Consider the following 19,598-nt stretch of genomic DNA (forward strand, 5'->3'; position numbering starts at 1 on the left):
CATTCTTGCCGGCTTACAGCCTGGGACAACCTTTGAGACGTGGGTGTTTCACGGCTCAAAGTTGAGGTGGGAGCCCGCTTCTCGGGCGGGAACCGGCCCCACAGCAGGCGTAGTCCTGGCAGCCGCAGGCGGCAAATTCACCGCAATCCGGTCCGAAACAAATCCGGTCCGAAACAAATCTGGTTTAACACAATTAAACAAATTTAAAAAACATAAGCATAAGAATGGAGAGCGAACGGTTATTATGAAACAAATCACGACGTATCAAAATAAAAAAGTGTTGGTCCTGGGACTAGCCAAGAGTGGGGTCAATGCGGCGCGCCTATTGAAGCGGCTGGGTGCGCAGGTCACCGTCAGTGATGTCAAACCGTTGGCTGAGAATCAGGATGCGCAGGATCTCCAAGCGGATGGGTTTACCGTGATTACGGGTGAACAAACCGCTGACCTGTTGGATCCGGGTTACGATTACATTGTCAAGAACCCCGGAATCTTCTACGACGTTCCCGTTGTGCAACGGGCGTTGGCTGAAAAGATTCCCGTGATTGGGGAAATGGAATTGGTTGGCGAGGTTGCCGACGCTGAATTGGTGGCTGTGACAGGGAGTAACGGGAAGACCACGACGACCACCATGATCCAAAAGATGTTGGACCGCGACCGGGAGACAGGCAAGGCTGTTTACGCCGGGAACATTGGGATTCCTGCCAGCAAGGTCGTTCAAGAAGTCACACCGGACGATACGTTGGTGCTGGAAGTTTCTAGTTTCATGTTAGCCGAAACGACCGAATTTCATCCCCACATCGCCGTGCTGACCAACATCTTCTCCAACCATTTGGACTACCACAAGACGCGGGCCAATTACGTGGCTGCCAAGATGAAGATCACTGCGAACCAAACGGAGAAGGATTACTTCGTCGTGAACTTTGACAACGCAGAGTGGCGTGACCTGAGCCGCAACACCAAGGCCCAAGTCGTCCCATTCTCCCGAACTGATCAGTCCGAGGATGGCGCTTACGAAAAAGATGGCGTGCTGTACTTTAAGGAAGAAGCCATCATGCCCGCCAGTGAAATCAAGGTTCCTGGGGACCACAACGTGGAAAATGCGTTGGCGGCCATTGCTGTGGCCAAAATCAAGGGTGTCAGCACCAGTGCCATCGTGGCCGTGCTGCGGACCTTTGGTGGCGTGCGTCACCGGACCCAGTACGTGTTAGAGGCCGAGGGTCGTCAATACTACAACGATTCCAAGGCAACCGACATGGAAGCCACTGAGATGGCCTTAAAGGGCTTCAGCGCGCCCGTCGTCTTACTGGCAGGGGGCTTGGACCGCGGCTACACCTTTGAAAAGATGCTGCCAGCCTTCAAGGCCCACGTCAAAGCCATTGTCTTGTTTGGCCAAACGGCTGATTTGTTAGCTGAAACGGCTAAGCAAGCGGGAATTTCCACCATTAAAATGACTGAAAACGTTGAAACGGCGGTTCCCGTGGCGTACGATTTAAGTGAACCCGGCGACATCATCCTCTTGTCGCCCGCCAATGCCAGTTGGGATCAATACCCGAACTTTGAGGTCAGAGGTGACCGGTTTATCAAGGCCGTTGAGCAATTAACGGGCAAACAGGAGGAAAAATAATGCGATTAATGGTATCGGGTGGCGGTACCGGGGGCCACATTTACCCGGCGCTGGCGCTTATCAAAGCGTTAAAGAAACGCGAACCGGATTCAGAGGTCATGTACGTGGGTTCTGAACGGGGCTTGGAGAGCACGATTGTGCCGGCCAAGGGCATCCCGTTTCAAGCAACGCGCATCCAAGGCTTCAAGCGTTCGCTGTCCCTAGAAAATTTCAAAACAATCTACTTATTCTTAAAGAGTGTGCACGCCGCTAAGAAAATGATTCGGCAATTCAAGCCGGACGTGGTGGTCGGCACGGGGGGCTACGTCTCCGGTGCCGTGGTTTATGCCGCCGCTCGGTTGCACGTGCCCACGATGATTCACGAACAAAACAGTGTCGTTGGGATTACCAACCGGTTTTTGAGCCGCTACGTGGACCGCATCGCCTACGTGTTTGACGCCGCCCTCGACCAGTTACCCGCTAGCAAAATGGTGAAGACCGGGAATCCCCGGGCCCAGGAAGCTGCGGAGGTCGTCAGCCACTTTAGCTGGTCCGAATACAATTTGCAAGACGACGTGCCCACACTGTTGATCTTCGGGGGTTCCCAAGGGGCCCTCAAGATCAACGCCGCCACGGTCGCTGCGATTCCAACGTTTAACCAGCGCAAGTACCAAGTGGTCTTCGTGACCGGGCAAAAGCGTTACGACGGCGTCATGGAACAGCTAAAGAACGTTGACGTGGCCGCTAACGTGGTCGTCAAGCCGTACATCAGCAACATGCCAGAAGTTCTGCCCAAGGTCGCTGCAATCGTCGGCCGGGCCGGCGCAACCAGCCTGGCAGAAATCACGGCTGATGGGATTCCATCAATCCTGATTCCTAGTCCATACGTCACGGCGAACCACCAAACCAAGAACGCGCAATCACTGGCGTCCGTGGGAGCTGCAGAGATCATCACCGAAGAAAACTTAACTGGCGAGACCTTAATTAAAAAGGCCGACCAGTTAATGACCGACGATGGCCTACGCCAAGACATGGCCGCAGCATCCAAACAATTAGGCGTCCCAGACGCCGCCGACCGGGTCTTGGACGTTGTTGAAACCCTAAAGCAGGGCTAAACAACGTAAAACTAGAAAATGAGTGGTCGAGTATCGTTCCCGCCGGTGGGCGCAAGCAGGCCCGCTATGGGGAACGGCGCCAGCCAAAGGGCGGTCTGCCGCCTCGACTTGAAGCCTGAAAAAACGTCAGTCTTCAAGCTCGTCCCGTGTTCTAAGCTGAGAAAAAGCGCTCAGCCAAGAACACCGACACAGCGGGCCAGCTTGGCCCACCTCTGGTCACTAAGACGGACGACAATTTTTTCTAGTAATAGCGTGTTAGCCTGAAATAAGTCATCAGGCTGTCTGCATTGGTGTTCGACGGTCGTCAGTCTGATGACTGTTAGGAAAATAACTAGAAGGACTAACGACACAACGGGCTAGTGCAGCACGACATGGACTAAGCAACTGCGGGTTAACCTCGTGTCAGCTGCAGGGATGATGCGTGAAAACTGAGTGGCAAGTCTGAGTGACCAGAGGCGGATCAAGACACACAGCTGTGTCGATGGTCTTAGCTGAGTGATTTTCTCAGCTTAGAGCATGGGACGACCTTTGAGACCGGTTTTCAGGCTCAAAGTCGAGGTGGAAGCCCGCTTCTTAGGCTGGAACCGGCCCCACAGCAGGGGGTCTTGAATCCGCCGCCGGAAACGGCAGTCACTTGCCGGCTCAGTTTTCACCATCCTGGAGGCGAGGACAAAAACAAGTTTAACCCACAAGTAAGGACGGGAGGTGGACGGCCGTGAAGTTTCGGCTGAACCGCAACGAGTCAAAACAACAGCGGGCCATGACGCCATGGGAAGAGTACCAAGCCCAGGCGGAGGCTAAGCGCAAGCAAGCCAACACCCCCAAGTGGGTGCACAAGGCCAAGCGCATCGGGGACAAGTTGCCCCGGCTCAAGCATCAACGCAACCGAAAACTGATTCGGCGGCTGAGCATTCTACTGACGAGCTTTACCGTGGTAATCCTGGCGATGGTGTATCTGCTCTCGCCACTGAGCCATTTTCAAACGGTGCGGGTCACCGGGGCGTCAGCACTCTCGGCCAAGCAGGTTCAGCAAGCGACCCGGGTGCGTCCGGGCGATTCAATCTTTCAGGTTGTTGGGCACGAACACCGCCTGCAGCAAAAGGCAGTGGCGCGTAATTCACGACTTAAGGCCGTTGACATTACCTTCCGTCAGCCCAACCGGGTCACGGTTCACGTCACTGAGTTTGCCACGGCGGGCTACGTCATGAAGCAAAATCGTTACTATGAGGTCTTAGAAAATGGTATTGTTAGTCAACAATCGGTTGATCAGCCCAAGAGTGGCACACCGGTCTACGGCCATTTCAAAAAGGCTAAGGCGCTTCACCAAATGATCTTGCAATATGCCAAGCTCGATAGTGAAATCAAACGCAGCATCAGTGAGATTCAAGCATCACCGACCAAGGATAACCCCGACCGGGTTCATTTATTCATGAACGACGGCAACGAGGTGTATGCTAGCATCCCTAGTTTCGCCAAGAAAATGGCCTATTATCCAGGCATTGCGGCCAAGCTGAAACAAAAGGGTGTGGTCAATTTGGAAGTCGGGGCGTACTCGTACCCGTTCAAAAAATAATTTCATTTTGATTGCATTGTATAAAAAGCGTCAATAAGGCTTTTTCAACCCCTAGTAAATGTGGTAAACTGAAAAATAATTAGGAGAAAAAGCGAATTCATGCAGTGTTGATCGATAATTAACTTAGGAGGTTCCTTTTTCTATGGATAATTCAGGGATGTACGTTGGTCTCGATATAGGAACCACCTCAATAAAAGTCATTGTTGCTGAGAATGTTAAAGGGCAAATGAACGTTATTGGTGTGGGAAACGAACGTTCGAATGGGGTCAGCCGCGGTGTCATCGTGGATATTGACAAAGCAGCTGAAGCCATTCAGCGCGCCGTTCGACAAGCCGAAGAGAAGGCCAGCATCGAGATTCATGATGTGATTGTGGGGATTCCCGCAAACTTATTAAAAATTGAACCATGTAGTGGCATGATCGCCATTGACGACCAGTCACGTGAAATCACGGGTCGTGACGTCCGGAGTGTTTCCGCCGCTGCGTTGATCCAGAGCCTACCGCCAGAACGAGAAGTCGTCGACATTTTAGCCGATGAGTTTGTCGTTGACGGGTTTGATGGCATCAAGGATCCACGCGGAATGGTCGGGGTACGCCTCGAACTTCATGGGACCATCTTTACTGGCCCCAAGACCATTATGCACAATACCCGTAAAGCCGTTGAACAAGCCGGCTTGAACCTGCGGGGAACGGTCATCAATCCGATGGCCCAAGGCATGATGGTCATGAACGATGGTGAACAAGACTTTGGGACCATCTTGATCGATTTGGGGGGTGGCCAAGCCACTGCTGCGGTCATTCATGATCACCAATTGAAGTACATCGACGTGGACCAAGAGGGTGGCCAATTCATTACCAAGGATATTTCCGTGGTTCTGAACACCTCCCTGGACAGTGCGGAGAAGTTGAAGCGCGACTACGGTTACGCTGATTCAACGCAGGCCAGCGACGAAGACGAATTTCCCGTTGACGTGGTCGGCCAAAGCCAACCCACGCCAATTTCAGAAAAATACTTAGCGGAGATCATTGAGGCCCGGTTGGACCAGATCTTCAAGCGCCTCCGCGGTAATTTGGATAAGGTGCAAGCCCTTGAATTACCCGGTGGTATCGTGTTAACCGGTGGGGTTGCGGCCTTACCAGGCATTACGGATCTGGCCACGGACGAATTTAACACTAACGTTCGGGTTTACGTGCCAGATCAGATGGGACTGCGTCATCCTTCCTTTACGTTGGCGCTGGCTCTTGTGAAATACTTTGGGGGGCTGAGTGAGATTGATCTGCTCATCAAGAGTGCTTTGACGGGCTCCACCCAACTAGCCGATGAAACCGACGAGATTCGTCAACGTGAACAGGATGCTGAGAACCAACAACAGCAATCTGCTGCGCCACAATCAACTCAGGGTAAGCAAGCGAAACCGAAAAAGAAGAAAAATCGCTCTGAAGGCATTCGAAAGTTCTTCAGCGACTTCTTCGACTAACGCGAGATGGAGGAATACACAAATGGAATACTCACTAGATTCAGCACAAAATAATGGGGCCATCATTAAGGTGATTGGTGTCGGCGGTGGTGGTAACAACGCCGTTAACCGGATGATTGCCGAAGACGTTAAGGGTGTCGAATTTATCGTGGCCAACACGGATGTGCAGGCCCTCGAAGCCTCAAAGGCCGAAACGAAAATTCAACTCGGGCCGAAACTCACCAAGGGTCTTGGTGCCGGGGCTAACCCAGAAGTTGGGGCCAAAGCTGCCGAAGAAAGCGAAGAACAGATCACCGAAGCCTTACAAGGGGCCGACATGGTCTTCGTCACTGCCGGAATGGGCGGGGGTACCGGTAACGGTGCTGCGCCTATCGTGGCTAAAATCGCCAAAGAGGGCGGTGCACTGACGGTTGGGGTTGTTACTCGGCCATTCAGTTTTGAAGGCCCACGGCGGGGTCGTTTCGCCGCTGAAGGGGTTGCCGCAATGAAGGAGAACGTGGACACATTGATCGTCATTGCCAACAACCGCTTGTTAGAAATCGTTGACAAGAAGACGCCAATGATGGAAGCCTTCCAAGAAGCCGACAACGTCTTACGTCAAGGGGTTCAAGGCATCTCTGACTTGATCACGAGCCCTGGCTACGTGAACTTGGACTTTGCTGATGTGAAGACGGTCATGAAGGACCAAGGGGCAGCCTTAATGGGTATCGGTTCCGCTAACGGTGAAAACCGCACGGAAGACGCTACCAAGAAGGCTATCTCTTCACCACTGCTGGAAGTGTCTATCGATGGGGCCGAACAAGTTCTGTTGAACATCACTGGTGGTCCAGACCTGTCCTTGTTTGAAGCCCAAGCGGCTTCTCAAATCGTGTCCGATGCCGCTACTAGCGACGTCAACATCATCTTCGGGACGTCCATTGACGAAGACCTCGGCGATGAAGTTCGGGTCACGGTTATCGCAACTGGGATCGACAAGAAGAAGGAAGAACGCGAAGCTGCGCAACACAGCCGCGTTGCCCGTCGTGCCGAAACCCAACAACCACGGAACACGGATTCTCGCAACGATGCCCCTAGCCAGGAGACTGAAAAGGATCCATTTGGCAACTGGGACATCCGCGAACCCGCGCACCGTCCAGAACCTAAGAGCAGCAACAACACTAACAGTTCCAACAGTGAATTTGCGGGTGTTGACAAGCCTGATTTCAACATCTTTAACCCGAGTGAAAACGACACCTCGGCAGCAGATGACAACAAGGGCGAAGACACGCCACCATTCTTCAAGCGGCGGCGGAAGTAACGTCTATCAGATAGAATTCGTGTTGAGAGGAGTGGCGCACCATGGCGGAGAAGTTTAGTCTCAGCAAATTTTTTGGCATGAACGATGAATATGACGAAGACTACGAGGACGACCCAACAACGGCTCCGGTAGCCCAGTCGAAGCCAAAGCCAACTACCCCCAGTCGACCGGCCGACAGTCGAAAGGTGGTTGCCATGCGATCTGCAAATACTAGTCACATCGCGATCTGCGAACCGCGAATCTATTCCGATGCGAAGTCGATTGCGAAACAGATTACTGGTGGGGATGCGGTCATCGTTAATTTTGCCCGGGTGGATGAATCCCAGGCCCAACGCATCGTGGATTTCTTAAATGGAACCGCGTTTGCCGTGGGTGGCGAAATCAAACGGATCGGTGAACAGATTTTTCTGTGCACGCCCCACAACTTCGAGGTCAGCGGCGATGTTGCCGCCAACCTCGGGACTCAAGTCACACAATAAAGGAGCAACGCCGTGATACAATTTGTCCTTTTGCTATTTAAAGTCTTGAACTGGGCCGTTAGCGCGTACATCCTGTTGATTGTGGTGTATGCCTTGCTCAGTTGGCTCCCTGGTGGCTATCAGTCAAAATTTGGTCAAATCATTGGCCGACTCGTCGAACCGTTCCTCCACTACTTTGATTTTGTATCGGTGGGACCACTCGGGTTCGGGCCAGTGGTGGCCATCATCGTCCTCACGTTGGTCCAATACGGACTGTCAGGACTAGAGTCGATGATTCTTAGATTATTATTTACATGAAAATAGGAGGCGAAGAAGTTGGATGAGAATGTGCTACAGCATTTTCGGCCGGACGAAGCCCCGCTGATTGACGCAATCGGCGGCTGGATTCAACAAGTCCAAGACGAATATCGCCCCGTTCTCACGCACTTCTTGAACCCCCGGCAAGTGTACATCGCGTCCACATTGGCCCGGCGAGCAGACATGCACGTCCGGTTCAGTGGGGGCCACGAACACGCTGAAATGCAGCGGGCACTGTTTTACCCGGATTACTACGAACCAGAACCGAAGGACTTTGAGCTGACGGTCCTGCGCGTCGACTATCCCGTAAAATTTGCCACGCTTCATCACAGTCAGATTCTAGGCACGTTGCTGGGTTCAGGCATTGAGCGTGAAATCCTCGGGGATATTCTCACCGATGGCCTGAACTGGCAGGTAATCACGGAAAGTAGCATGGCGGATTACCTGTTAGGCCAGGTCGATCACATCGGCCGGGTCAAGGCACGGTTGCAAGAAGAGTCTTGGAACAACTTACTGGTTCCCATGAATGAGTGGGAGACCGAGGGGGCGACGCTGTCGTCACTGCGGTTAGATAACATCGTGGGAACGGGCTTTCATTTGTCCCGGCACCGCGCCAAGGAACTGATCGAAGGGGGCAAGGTCCGGTTGAACTGGGCGGAGACTCTGAAACCAGATTTCGAACTAGACGTGGCGGACATCGTGTCCGTGCGCGGCTTTGGCCGGATTCGGCTGGATGAAGTCGGTGGTCGAACGAAGAAGGAAAAAATTCGGGTCACCCTAGCGGTGCTGCAGAAATAGATGCGGAGGGAACAGTGCAATGGTATTAAGTCCATTAGATATTCACAATAAAGAGTTTGGCACAAAGATGCGCGGTTACAACGTTGATGAGGTCAATGATTTCTTGGATCAAGTCATCAAGGATTACCAAATCACGTTGAACCACAACAAAGAATTAGAGGAACAACTGGATGCGGCGAATGAGAAGCTCAAGTACTTTAACGACTTGAAGGATTCCCTGAACCAATCCATCTTAGTTGCGCAAGAGGCCGCTGACAAGGTCAAGGCCAACTCCCAAAAGGAATCTGAGATCATCATTCGCGAAGCCCAGAAGCAAAGTTCCGACATCGTTTCTGAAGCCACGAACAAGGGTAACCAGATTATGAATGAAGCCTCCAAGCGTGCCAAGAAGCTGGCTGTCGAAACCGACGACTTGAAGAAGAGCACGCGGGTCTTCCGGCAACGGCTGCAGGTCATGCTGGAAAGCCAGTTGGAAGTGGTCAAGTCTAACGACTGGGACAGTCTGTTAAAGGAAGGTTCCATGTCCAGCTACGAAGAAATCAAGAAGGTCGTTGGTGACCGGCTTGACAACGAAGGGCCTCAGGGCGTACACTCAGAAGCATCCCAACCGGTTGAAGAGACGCCGGTAACGGAAGCCCCTGTGACCGATAGTGGGGACGACAATGGTGAAACCGTTGTGATTTTCCCAGACAACGACCAACCACAGTTTGATAAAGATAATAATTAAGCACTGAGAAAAGAACTGTTCAAAAAGAAGGTACTAGCGAGTTAGCGATGGTGGAAGGCTAACGCCCGCTCTTTTTGTCCGGTATCATTCCCAAAGCTCCACGGCTGAACTTGTAGTAAGCGGTGGCGTTCACGACACGTTACGTTGTTTGAGGGTAGGTTGCGTTTGCCGTTTCGGCTGCGCGGCCTGCTAAATTTGGGTGGTACCACGAAAACGACTTCGTCCCTAGCGGCAAGTCGTTTTTTGTTTGCTCTTTTCGGTTGGTCGTTGGTTTGCGCTCCCGGCGGTGGTCCTTTGCTCCCCACACTGTGGGGCCCGCTTCCAGCCTGAGAGGCGGTCTTCCAGCTGGCTTTGAAGCCACGAAAATCACGTGTCTTCAAAGTCGTCCCATGCTCTAACTCGGGTGAGAGACCCCGAGTAAGACCATCGACACAGCGTGGTCCGCAAAACCACCTCTGGTCGCTCACAACGGCCAACCGGAAGGCAAACAAGCACTTGGTTTTGTATGGTGTTGACTGTCGCTCTCGGCGGTAATCTTTACTCCCCACGCTGTGGGGCCCGCTTCCAGCCTGAGAGGCGGTCTTCCAGCTCGCTTTGGAGCCACGAAAAGCACGTGTCTTCAAAGTCGGCCCATGCTCTAACTCGGGTGGGAAACCCCGAGTAAGACCATCGACACAGCGTGGTCCGCAAAACCACCTCTGGTTGCTCACAACGGCCAACCGAAAGGCAAACAAGCACTTGGTTTTGTATGGGGGTTGGCTGTCGCTCCCGGCGGTGACTTCAAGACGCCCTGCTATGGGGAACGCCTGCAGCCTGAGGGGCGGTCTTCCGGCTCGCTTTGAAGCCACGGAAAGCACGTGTCTCCAAAGTCGGCCCATGCTGTAAACGACTAAAAGTGAAGTGCCGTAAAATTATTAGACAGAAAGACTAATAATTTTGAGGTGGTTCCATGAAGAAATATACGTTTGAGTTCAAAAGACGAGTGGTCAAAGAATACTTAGATGGTCAGGGTAGTGCTTTAGACTTGGCTGCTAAGCATAGAATGGCTACCGCAAGTCTTGTGGCCCGTTGGGTTAATCAGGTTAGATCAGGAGGATTTAAGGCTCTCCATAATCATGGTTGGATTCGATACCCCCTAGAGTTCAAAATGGAAGTGGTAGACTATTACCTGAACAATCATGTGAGTTTAAGTGCTACAGCTCGGTATTTTGAAGTTGATAATCCTACCATTAGTAAATGGGTTCGCAACTATCAAGAAAAGGGCATCGATGGCCTTGAGCCCAAGGATAAGGACAGGTATCAATCGATGAAAAAACAACCAAGACCAACGACTGAAAAGGAACGTCATCTCCAAGCAGAACAACGGTTAGAACATGAACTATATCAAGTCAAGATGGACCGTGATGCTTTAAAAAAATTGTTAGCCGTAACTCGCAAAAACCATCCAATGGGGACAAAACAGAAGTAGTCTATGAGCTACGGGAAAAGTATCCAGTTCGTCAACTTCTCAAGGTATTACACTTGAAACGTGCGACCTACTACGATCGACTGAAACGCAATGAGAAGCCGGATAAGTATGCACAATTGAAGACTGAGATTAAGAAAATCTTCGTTCAATCCAAACAAACTTATGGCTATCGGCGCATTCAGCTGTGTACAGAACGTGATGGCTTCAAAGCTAGCCCAGATACCATTCTCAAGCTCATGAATGAAATTGGTATTCGACCTAACATGTATTCTCGGCATACGTCCAAGTATCGGTCATATAAGGGCCAGGTTGGGAAAATAGCTCCCAACATCCTTAACCAGCACTTCAACGCGACTCAGCCCCTTTCAGTGCTCCACACGGACGTCACTCAGGTACGATTGGCTAATCAAAAATGGGCTTATATTTCAGCGATTATTGATGAAGCTAGTCGAAGCGTTTTGGCCGTTAAGATCAGTGCTCACCCAGATAAAAAGCTTATTAAGGCGACACTAAATTCACTTAAGCCCAAGCTACCAGATGATACTTTTCCAATTCTTCATTCCGACCAAGGCTGGCAGTATCAGATCAAGAGTTATCGTCACAAACTGCACAAAATGCATATTATTCAAAGCATGTCGCGAAAAGGTAACTGTCATGACAATGCGCCGATTGAAAGCTGGTTCAACCTACTAAAGCGAGAATGTCTTTATCGCCATAGTTTAAAGAGCCTAACGTCTTTGAGAAGACTCGTCTCACGCTACGTCAAATGGTTTAATACGGAGCGCATTACTTTGATTCATGGTGGGTTAACCCCTGCCAAGTATTGCCAGAAGATGCAAGTTGCATAGGTCAGAAAAGTGTCTAACATTTTACTTGCACTTCAAAGACAGCCGTTAACACCATCGACACAGCTGGGCATCTTGAGTCACCTCTGGTCGCTTAGGTTAGTGGTGTCAGTGTTAATTTGTTTTAGTGGCCAGCCACTATTGCCTGTAGGGAATTCAGTCTCACTGGTCAACCTGACCGGTAACACTGGGTTTACAGTAACAACTCGTCTTAGACGAGAGGGGCGTGAAAATGGACTCAGCCGAGCTTGAAGACCGCTCTGTGGCTTCAAGTGTCCTGCCACCAGCGTTCCGGTCCATTTTCACGCCCCGGCAGGCGGAAGGCAAAGACTAGTCAAAGGTCTGAACGCAGTGAATTCAATGTCGCTAGTCAATCTGACCGGTAATGCTGGGTTAACAACAAACACGTATGTAGCCGATAGTGGAGCCAGCATTGGGAGCCTAGCCGTGTCGTTATGCTTGGCGGTTTACCGCTTAGCATAAGGGTGCTTCTGGAGACCGCTTCTCAGGCTTCAGAACGCCCCATGGCTAGAGCTCCCTGGGCTGGCGCAACGGTAGGCGGCCAGGGACCACAATTTAGGTTTAAAGCAATGATAATTAACGGTCGGGTTGACCGGTGAGCTGAGGTCGGAGGACGGCTTGAGCTCACCGGTTCACCAACCGAGGAACAAATTTTAAGGAGGAAATACGGTATGCGAGTGAAAGACACGCTGAACTTGGGTAAGACCAAGTTTAAGATGCGCGGTAATTTACCAGTCAAAGAAGTTGACCGGCAAAAAGCCTGGGCAGACAACAAGATTTACGAAGCCCGTCAAAAGTTAAACGAAGGGAAGCCATCATTTATTTTACACGATGGGCCTCCATACGCGAACGGCCCAATCCACATGGGTCATGCGATGAACAAGATTTCTAAGGATATCATTGTTCGTTACAAGTCCATGAATGGGTTCCGTGCCCCTTACGTTCCCGGCTGGGATACGCATGGTCTGCCAATTGAACAACAGTTGACGAAGGCCGGTTACGATCGCAAGAAGATGTCCACCGCTGAGTTCCGTGACCTCTGTCGCGACTACGCGTTGAAGCAAGTTGACTTACAACGCGATGGGTTCAAACGGCTGGGTGTCGCTGCCGAATGGGACAATCCTTACCTGACCTTGAAGCCAGAATTTGAGGCCGCTGAAGTCCGCGTCTTTGGCGAATTTGCCAAGCGTGGGTTGATCTACAAGGGTAAGAAGCCCGTTTACTGGTCATGGTCATCCGAATCTGCTATGGCTGAAGCCGAAGTGGAATACCACGATGTAACGTCACCATCCGCTTTCTACGGTGAAAAGGTCGTTGACGGCAAGGGTGTCCTGGACGATGACACTTACCTAGTTGTCTGGACCACGACGCCTTGGACGATTCCTGGTTCTGAAGGAATCACCATCGATGCCGGTATCGAATACGCCGTTGTGCAACCCGCTGGGGAAGACCGGAAATTCGTTTTGGCTAGCGACTTAGTGGCTGAAAATGCCGAACGTTTCGGTTGGACAGACGTTAAAGTCTTGAAGACCGTCATGGGTCAAGACATGGACAACATCATTGCCCAACACCCATTCATCGCTGACCGCAAGCTGGTTGTGATGTTAGGTGACTTCGTGACGACTGAAACGGGGACTGGTCTGGTTCATACCGCACCAGGTTTAGGGGAAGACGACTTTAACGTCGGCAAGCTCTACAACCTGCCCGTGTTAGTGCCCGTTAACGACCAAGGATACATGACCGCCGAAGCCGGCGAAGACTTTGAGGGTGTCTTCTACGAAGATGCTAACAAGATTGCCTTGGATAAGTTAAAGGCCAACAACGCCTTACTGAACTACATGCCATATGAACACAGTTACCCATTTGACTGGCGGACCAAGAAGCCCGTTATCTTCCGGGCAACGCCACAATGGTTCGCATCCGTGGACAAGATCCGTGACGAAATCTTGGCTTCCTTACAAGACGTTAAGTTCCAACCAGATTGGGGCAAGCGTCGTTTGGAAAACATGATCAAGGACCGTGGCGACTGGGTTATCTCCCGTCAACGGGTCTGGGGTGTGCCACTGCCAATCTTCTATGGTGAAGACGGCGAGGCTATCATCACGCCAGAAACGGTCGACCACGTGGCTGATTTATTTGGTAAGTACGGTTCTAACATCTGGTTCAAGCGTGAAGCCAAGGATCTCTTGCCTGAAGGCTTTACCAGCGAACACTCACCAAATGGCGAATTCACGAAGGAAAACGACATCATGGATGTTTGGTTTGACTCCGGTTCGTCTCACCAGGGTGTGCTGGCCGAACGCGACTACCTGGACTTCCCAGCTGACCTTTACCTGGAAGGTTCCGACCAATACCGTGGCTGGTTCAACTCTAGTTTGATCACCAGTGTTGCCGCTACCGGTAAGGCGCCTTACAAGCAGGTCGTGTCACAAGGGTTCACGTTGGACAAAGATGGGCACAAGATGTCCAAGTCCATCGGGAACACGATTGCGCCTAGTGAGATCATCCAGAAGATGGGTGCCGACATCGTGCGTCTCTGGGTAACTTCCGTGGATACCTCAGCCGACGTCCGGGTCTCAACGGAATCCTTCGTGAAGATTTCCGACAGCTACAAGAAGCTGCGGAACACGATGCGTTACCTGTTGGCTAACACCAACGACTTTGATCCCGAAAAGGATGCGGTTGCCTTTGATCAGCTGACTGCCGTTGACCGGCACATGCTGTATCAACTGAATGAATTCACCAAGAGCGTCAAGGCCCACTACGACAACTTTGATTTCCTGAACATCTACAAGGAACTCATCAACTTTGTTGTCAGCGATTTGTCTGCGTTCTACCTCGACTTTGCCAAGGATGTCCTGTACATCGAGGCCGAAGACAGTGCTGCGCGTCGTTCGATGCAGACCGTCTTCTACCAAATTGCCGTGACCTTGACCAAGTTGATCACGCCAATCCTGCCACACACGGCCGAAGAAATCTGGGACTTCCTGAAAGAACCAGAAGACTTCGTGCAATTGGCTGAAATGCCCGCTGTGATGGACATGGATGATGCCGTTGAAGTCGAAGACGATGAACACAAATCCGCTTGGGACCACTTTATGGACCTGCGGAGCCACGTTCTGAAGGCTTTGGAAGAAGCGCGTGACGCCAAGTTAATCGGGAAGGCCGCTGAAGCCCACCTGGACTTGTACGTGGATGACGCCACCCAAAACCTCTTGGACAAGTTGAACGTTGACGTCCAACAAATCCTCTTGGTTTCCGGTTTAGACGTTGCGAAGTTGGACCAAGCCCCAGCTGACGCCTTGAGCTTTGGCGACATGGCCGTTAAGGTATCCGCCGCTGCCGGTGAGGTCTGTGACCGTTGTCGGTTGACCAAGGAAGACGTTGGTAGCGATGCTGACTACCCACACTTCTGTGCCCGTTGTGCCGCTATCGTTCGGGCCAACTACCCTGAAACGGCAACTGAAGGTTTTGAAGAAAAATAAGCTTAACCACTAATTTTTAAGAGTCCCATCACTGGCATGTCGTCGGTGATGGGGCTTTTTTTGGTAAAATTTGGTGAACCGAGCGCCGGACCATGTCGCCTAAGAACCATTGTTTGCGGTCGACCGTTCAAGCGAGTATAATTTGCACTATGTATGGGAGGGAACACGATGTTAACTGGAAAAGTAAAGAGTTACAATGAACAACGCGGTTTTGGCTTCATCACCACGCCCGCAGACGGCGACATCTTCGTGTACTACACGGCCATCGTCGGGGAAGGGTTCAAAAAGTTAGAAGCTGGTCAGACCGTGCAATTTGTGATTGTTCAAGGCATGCGTGGCCTCCAAGCGGCAAAGGTAACGCCCGTTGTGACGGGTAGTACTGAGGAGGCTTAGGCATGGACTTAGAAGAGCACGTTGAATCGACCGAAGAACTGTACGACGGTGTGATCGTGAAGCTGGAACGTCAGCGGGTCCGCCTACCAAATGGGGATACGGCTTCGAGAGAAATTGTGCGTCACGCGGGTGCCGTGGGCATTTTAGCGTTGACGGATGATCATAAAATGATTTTGGAACGGCAATGGCGTGCGCCCATCGCAGCGGCCACGTTGGAAATTCCAGCTGGTAAATTAGACAGCCGGGATGCTGATAACGTGGAACATGCGGTGATGCGCGAGCTCAACGAAGAAATTCGTTACCAACCGGGCCAGTTAAAACGGATTACCGGATTTTATTCCAGCGTCGGTTTTTCTGATGAATACATGACGCTCTTTTTGGCGACTGATTTGAAACCCGTCACGACCGAATTACCCCGGGACCAAGGGGAAAACTTGGAACTGCTGACGGTGACCAAGGAAGAAGCCCAGGCCATGATTGACCGCGGCGAAATCAGCGACGCGAAGACAATTACGGCCATCTATTACTGGTTATTACAGAAGTAGGTGACAGCAATGCGTTCAGACGATGAACAAGACAGTCCGAAGACCCGCGCCGATTACCGACGGGAGCAGGAGCGTGCCGAGCAAGAATTTCAGGAACGCGACCGCAAACGGGTGCAAGTCGAAAAGGAATATGCCCGCACGCACGGTGGCGAAACGCCCAGTGACGACGAGCCCACTGACGACGAGCCCACTGAACAACGGGTCAATCCCGTGGACAGCAAACAGCAACGGCTAGGACGACGGCTCAATTGGGCGATCTTCTGGCTGGTGCTTTTGATTATTGCGGTTTACCTCATCCTCTTCTTCCTCGACTAAGCTTTAACTTGCTTTGCCGCCGACAGCTGGCAAGCCCGCCACCCTGTGGGGCAACCCCTGAAGCCTGAGAAGCGGTCTTCAGAGGTGCTTTGAACCTCGAAAGTCACGAGTTTCAAAGTCGTCCCGTGCTGTAAGACCGGGAAAATCACCCGACCAAACAGCACCGACACAGGGTTCTGGGCTTACCAGTTTTACGGCTAAGACAGGTTAAAGCCACCGGACTTTGATGGTCGTTGGTTTTGGTTGTGTGAGTTGAAGCGTGAGCGAAGTTAGGTTAACAGGGATGAGGCTGTGTGTTTATATGGAATATACCATCTCACCTTTTAAAAATTAATGGCTAGTAGTGACTCGCAATCACTGGTGTCGGGTTAAACCGGTGTGAGCCGTGAGGGCAGTGAAAATGGGCTCAGCCGGGGGATTTTCCAAGGTTTTTACTTGGAAAATGGCGACTTTGAAACGCGTTTTTGGCGGTTCAAAGCGAGTCTGAAGACCGCTTCTTGGCTTCAGGCGTCCTTCCACCAGCGTTCCGGCCCATTTTCACTGCCCGGTAGGCGCCAGCACCCGCAGTTTAACCCGTAAAACAATGTAAGACAAAACGAATAGGAGTGGACACACAATATGACATTTGGTATTCTCTGCGCCATGGAAGAAGAAATTAAAGAACTGCACGAAGCCCTGGAAAACGCTCAAACCACGAGCATTCACGGCTTGGAATTTTATCAAGGCACGATTCATGGGCAATCCGTTGTCCTGGTTCGTTCCGGTATTGGTAAAGTTGAAGCCGGCTTGACCACGGCACTGTTGATCACCCAATTTGACGTCGATATCGTTATCAACTCGGGTTCAGCCGGTGCCTTGGCCCCCGACCTGAACATTGGTGACGTGGTCGTTTCCACCGAAACGGCTTACCATGATGCCGACGCCCGGGCCTTTGGCTACGAATACGGTCAATTACCCCAACAGCCAGCGCGGTTTGAAGCGTCCAAAGAATGGGGCGAAAAGATCGTGGCTGCCGCTGCGGATACCGGTTTGAAGACCAAGTTAGGCCTGATTGTTTCCGGGGACCAATTCTTGAACAGTCCTGAAACCATTAAGGACATCATGGGTCACTTCCCAGATGCTTTATCTGGTGAAATGGAAGGGGCTGCTGTTGGTCAAGTGGCGCATCAATTTGACGTGCCATACGTGGTGGTTCGGGCCATGTCCGACAACGCCGACAACGATTCCGGCGTAAACTTTGACGACTTTATTATTGACGCGGGGCACCGCTCTGCACAAATGTTATTAGCCTTGTTAGCAGCACAGAACTAACTCGGCTCTTCAGGAGGTTTTTAGGGTGCAAGAGATTCACATTGATAACAGTAATGCCGTCCGGGAAATCTACCTGGACAACGCCGCCACCACACCGATGGCGCCAGAGGTTTTAAATGAAATGGTCGACAAGATGGCTAACGTGTACGGCAACGCCTCAACCCTGTATGGTTTGGGTCGGCAAGCACACACGGTCATGGAAAACAGTCGCCAGGTGATCGCCAAAAGCATCAATGCGGCTCACGATGAAGAAATCATCTTCACCAGTGGGGGGAGTGAAAGTGACAACACGGCCATTACCCAAACCGCGTTGACGCGTCAATCCTTGGGCAAGCACATCATTACCACCGAGATTGAACACGAAGCCGTGCTCCGGCCGTTACATGCGTTGGAGGAACAAGGCTTTGACGTGACCTATTTGCCAGTCGACGAACAGGGACGCATCAGCCTGGATGACTTCAAGGCAGCCCTGCGTGATGACACGATTCTGGTGACCATCATGATGGGCAACAACGAAGTCGGCAGTCGGATGCCGATTCACGAAATTGGGGAGATTTTAAAGGACCATCAAGCATGGTTCCACACCGATGCCGTGCAGGCCTACGGGTCCCTCGACATTGACGTGCAACGCGACCACATCGACATGCTCTCGACGTCTGCGCACAAGATCAACGGTCCCAAGATGATCGGCTTCCTGTACAAACGTGAAGGCGTGAACTTCCCCAGCTTGATCAAGGGTGGCGACCAGGAAGAGAAGCGGCGTGCGGGAACGGAAAATGTGCCCGCCATCGCTGGGATGGCCGTGGCCGCTAAGCTGTTGACGCCGGAAGTAAAGGCTGAAAAACGGGCCCGGTTCCACGGCTTCAAGCAACAGGTCGTTGACGGTCTGACCAAAAATGGCGTGGACTTTGCCATCAACGGCTCACTGGAAGGCGAGAACCTGGAGCACGTCTTAAACATCTGGATCAAGGGTATCTCGACTTACGTGATGCAAACCAACCTGGACTTGGCGGGCATCGCTGTTTCGGGCGGGTCTGCCTGCACGGCCGGGTCAATCGAACCGTCACACGTGTTGACCGCCATGTTTGGCGCCGACAGTCCCCGCATTGCGGAGTCGATTCGGTTATCCTTTGGTTCACAAACGACGAGCGACGACATTGACGCGTTCATTAAGAACGTTAGTGCCATCGTGAAGCGACTTTCAAAGAACGAGGTGAAGTAACATGTTATTTGAAAAAGAAATGAAGATCACGGGTGACACGGATACTTACGAATTGCACCCAAATATTAAGGCTTACGCGTTGAAGGATGTGGGTTTCCAAGTCTCCAACGCCGGTAACTACACGCTGGAACGGTCAGTTGACCCAACGTCCCCTTACAACAAGAATCAAATGTTAAAGGTCGTCGTGGCCAAGGACCTCAGCGGGTTCAAGATGTCCACGACCAACGCCTCCGGTAACGCCCGCGTAAACATTTTCAAGGGCACCCATGCCGAGGGTAACGTGGAACAGTACCATTTCATTCTGCAAAACCTGATTGACCGGGAAATTTTACAGAAGAAGTAAAGCATTTAACGTGGTTCTCTCCGGAGAGCCACTTTTTTTTCGCGAAAAATTAAGTTGGTATAAGAAGGTCGTTCCCGGCGGCGAATTCAAGGTGGCCTGCTGTGGGGCACGACTCCGGCCTGGAAAGCGGTCCTACGTCTCGCCTTGAAACCTCGCAAAGCCCACGAGTTTCCAAGGTCGTCCCATGCTCTAGGCTGAGTGAAGAAACCTCAGCCAAGACCATCGACACAGCAGGCCACCTTGATTCGCCTCTGGTCACTCAGGGTAGTCGTTGAATTTTAGCG

At 51.7% G+C, this 19,598-nt stretch carries 18 protein-coding genes; all 18 read left to right on the forward strand.

Features of this window, described 5'->3' with window-relative positions:
- Positions 1-43: 43 nt before the first annotated feature.
- The 18 genes from murD (at position 44) to ACEPST_RS11435 (ending at position 19,314) form a co-directional block, all read left to right on the forward strand.
- Positions 44-1,624, forward strand: coding sequence for a UDP-N-acetylmuramoyl-L-alanine--D-glutamate ligase (gene murD, locus ACEPST_RS11350; protein ID WP_275404345.1), 1,581 nt, complete (start codon positions 44-46; stop codon positions 1,622-1,624).
- Positions 1,624-2,718, forward strand: coding sequence for an undecaprenyldiphospho-muramoylpentapeptide beta-N-acetylglucosaminyltransferase (gene murG / locus ACEPST_RS11355; protein ID WP_203637256.1), 1,095 nt, complete (start codon positions 1,624-1,626; stop codon positions 2,716-2,718). Before murD ends, murG begins: the two co-directional genes overlap by 1 nt.
- Before the next feature lie 715 nt (positions 2,719-3,433).
- A complete protein-coding gene (locus ACEPST_RS11360) occupies positions 3,434-4,291 on the forward strand; it encodes a cell division protein FtsQ/DivIB (RefSeq protein WP_203646027.1) in 858 nt (285 codons plus the stop codon).
- A 142-nt stretch (positions 4,292-4,433) separates the two neighbouring features.
- Positions 4,434-5,768 (forward strand): cell division protein FtsA, encoded by a 1,335-nt coding sequence (gene ftsA, locus ACEPST_RS11365; RefSeq protein WP_125763086.1) that lies wholly within the window; start codon positions 4,434-4,436, stop codon positions 5,766-5,768.
- Between the two features lie 22 nt (positions 5,769-5,790).
- A complete protein-coding gene (gene ftsZ / locus ACEPST_RS11370; RefSeq protein ID WP_204122244.1) occupies positions 5,791-7,065 on the forward strand; it encodes a cell division protein FtsZ in 1,275 nt (424 codons plus the stop codon).
- Between the two features lie 41 nt (positions 7,066-7,106).
- Complete coding sequence (locus ACEPST_RS11375) at positions 7,107-7,544, forward strand: cell division protein SepF (protein WP_203646029.1); 438 nt, start codon at positions 7,107-7,109, stop codon at positions 7,542-7,544.
- A gap of 12 nt (positions 7,545-7,556) precedes the next feature.
- Positions 7,557-7,841 carry a YggT family protein gene (locus ACEPST_RS11380; RefSeq protein WP_125763080.1) on the forward strand — a complete coding sequence of 95 codons (285 nt, stop codon included), beginning with the start codon at positions 7,557-7,559 and terminating at the stop codon, positions 7,839-7,841.
- A gap of 18 nt (positions 7,842-7,859) precedes the next feature.
- Positions 7,860-8,639: an RNA-binding protein gene (locus tag ACEPST_RS11385; protein WP_203646030.1), complete on the forward strand. Its 780-nt coding sequence runs from the start codon at positions 7,860-7,862 to the stop codon at positions 8,637-8,639.
- 19 nt (positions 8,640-8,658) lie between these two features.
- Positions 8,659-9,366: a DivIVA domain-containing protein gene (locus ACEPST_RS11390; RefSeq protein ID WP_203637263.1), complete on the forward strand. Its 708-nt coding sequence runs from the start codon at positions 8,659-8,661 to the stop codon at positions 9,364-9,366.
- A 949-nt stretch (positions 9,367-10,315) separates the two neighbouring features.
- Entirely contained in the window at positions 10,316-10,834 is a 519-nt protein-coding gene (locus tag ACEPST_RS11395; RefSeq protein ID WP_204122297.1) for a helix-turn-helix domain-containing protein, read from the forward strand.
- Positions 10,783-11,682, forward strand: a complete 900-nt coding sequence (locus ACEPST_RS11400; RefSeq protein WP_204122298.1) for an IS3 family transposase — start codon at positions 10,783-10,785, stop codon at positions 11,680-11,682. The genes ACEPST_RS11395 and ACEPST_RS11400 overlap by 52 nt, the downstream gene beginning before the upstream one ends.
- Before the next feature lie 689 nt (positions 11,683-12,371).
- Complete coding sequence (ileS, locus tag ACEPST_RS11405) at positions 12,372-15,185, forward strand: isoleucine--tRNA ligase (RefSeq protein ID WP_204122245.1); 2,814 nt, start codon at positions 12,372-12,374, stop codon at positions 15,183-15,185.
- A gap of 168 nt (positions 15,186-15,353) precedes the next feature.
- The gene (locus ACEPST_RS11410) at positions 15,354-15,578 is read left to right on the forward strand and encodes a cold-shock protein (RefSeq protein WP_203646032.1); all 225 of its coding nucleotides are present in this window, start codon (positions 15,354-15,356) and stop codon (positions 15,576-15,578) included.
- A gap of 2 nt (positions 15,579-15,580) precedes the next feature.
- Positions 15,581-16,123, forward strand: a complete 543-nt coding sequence (locus tag ACEPST_RS11415; protein ID WP_203646033.1) for an NUDIX hydrolase — start codon at positions 15,581-15,583, stop codon at positions 16,121-16,123.
- A 9-nt stretch (positions 16,124-16,132) separates the two neighbouring features.
- Complete coding sequence (locus tag ACEPST_RS11420) at positions 16,133-16,438, forward strand: hypothetical protein (protein WP_204122246.1); 306 nt, start codon at positions 16,133-16,135, stop codon at positions 16,436-16,438.
- 618 nt (positions 16,439-17,056) lie between these two features.
- On the forward strand, positions 17,057-17,749 hold the full coding sequence (locus ACEPST_RS11425; protein ID WP_203637267.1) for a 5'-methylthioadenosine/adenosylhomocysteine nucleosidase: 693 nt from the start codon (positions 17,057-17,059) through the stop codon (positions 17,747-17,749).
- Positions 17,750-17,846: 97 nt separating this feature from the next.
- Positions 17,847-18,971 (forward strand): cysteine desulfurase family protein, encoded by a 1,125-nt coding sequence (locus ACEPST_RS11430; RefSeq protein ID WP_236000759.1) that lies wholly within the window; start codon positions 17,847-17,849, stop codon positions 18,969-18,971.
- A gap of 1 nt (position 18,972) precedes the next feature.
- Positions 18,973-19,314, forward strand: a complete 342-nt coding sequence (locus ACEPST_RS11435; RefSeq protein WP_203646036.1) for a DUF1831 domain-containing protein — start codon at positions 18,973-18,975, stop codon at positions 19,312-19,314.
- The last annotated feature ends 284 nt before the right edge of the window (positions 19,315-19,598 follow it).

This window comes from Levilactobacillus sp. FUA 3915 (assembly GCF_044053135.1).
Classification (GTDB): domain Bacteria; phylum Bacillota; class Bacilli; order Lactobacillales; family Lactobacillaceae; genus Levilactobacillus; species Levilactobacillus lanxiensis.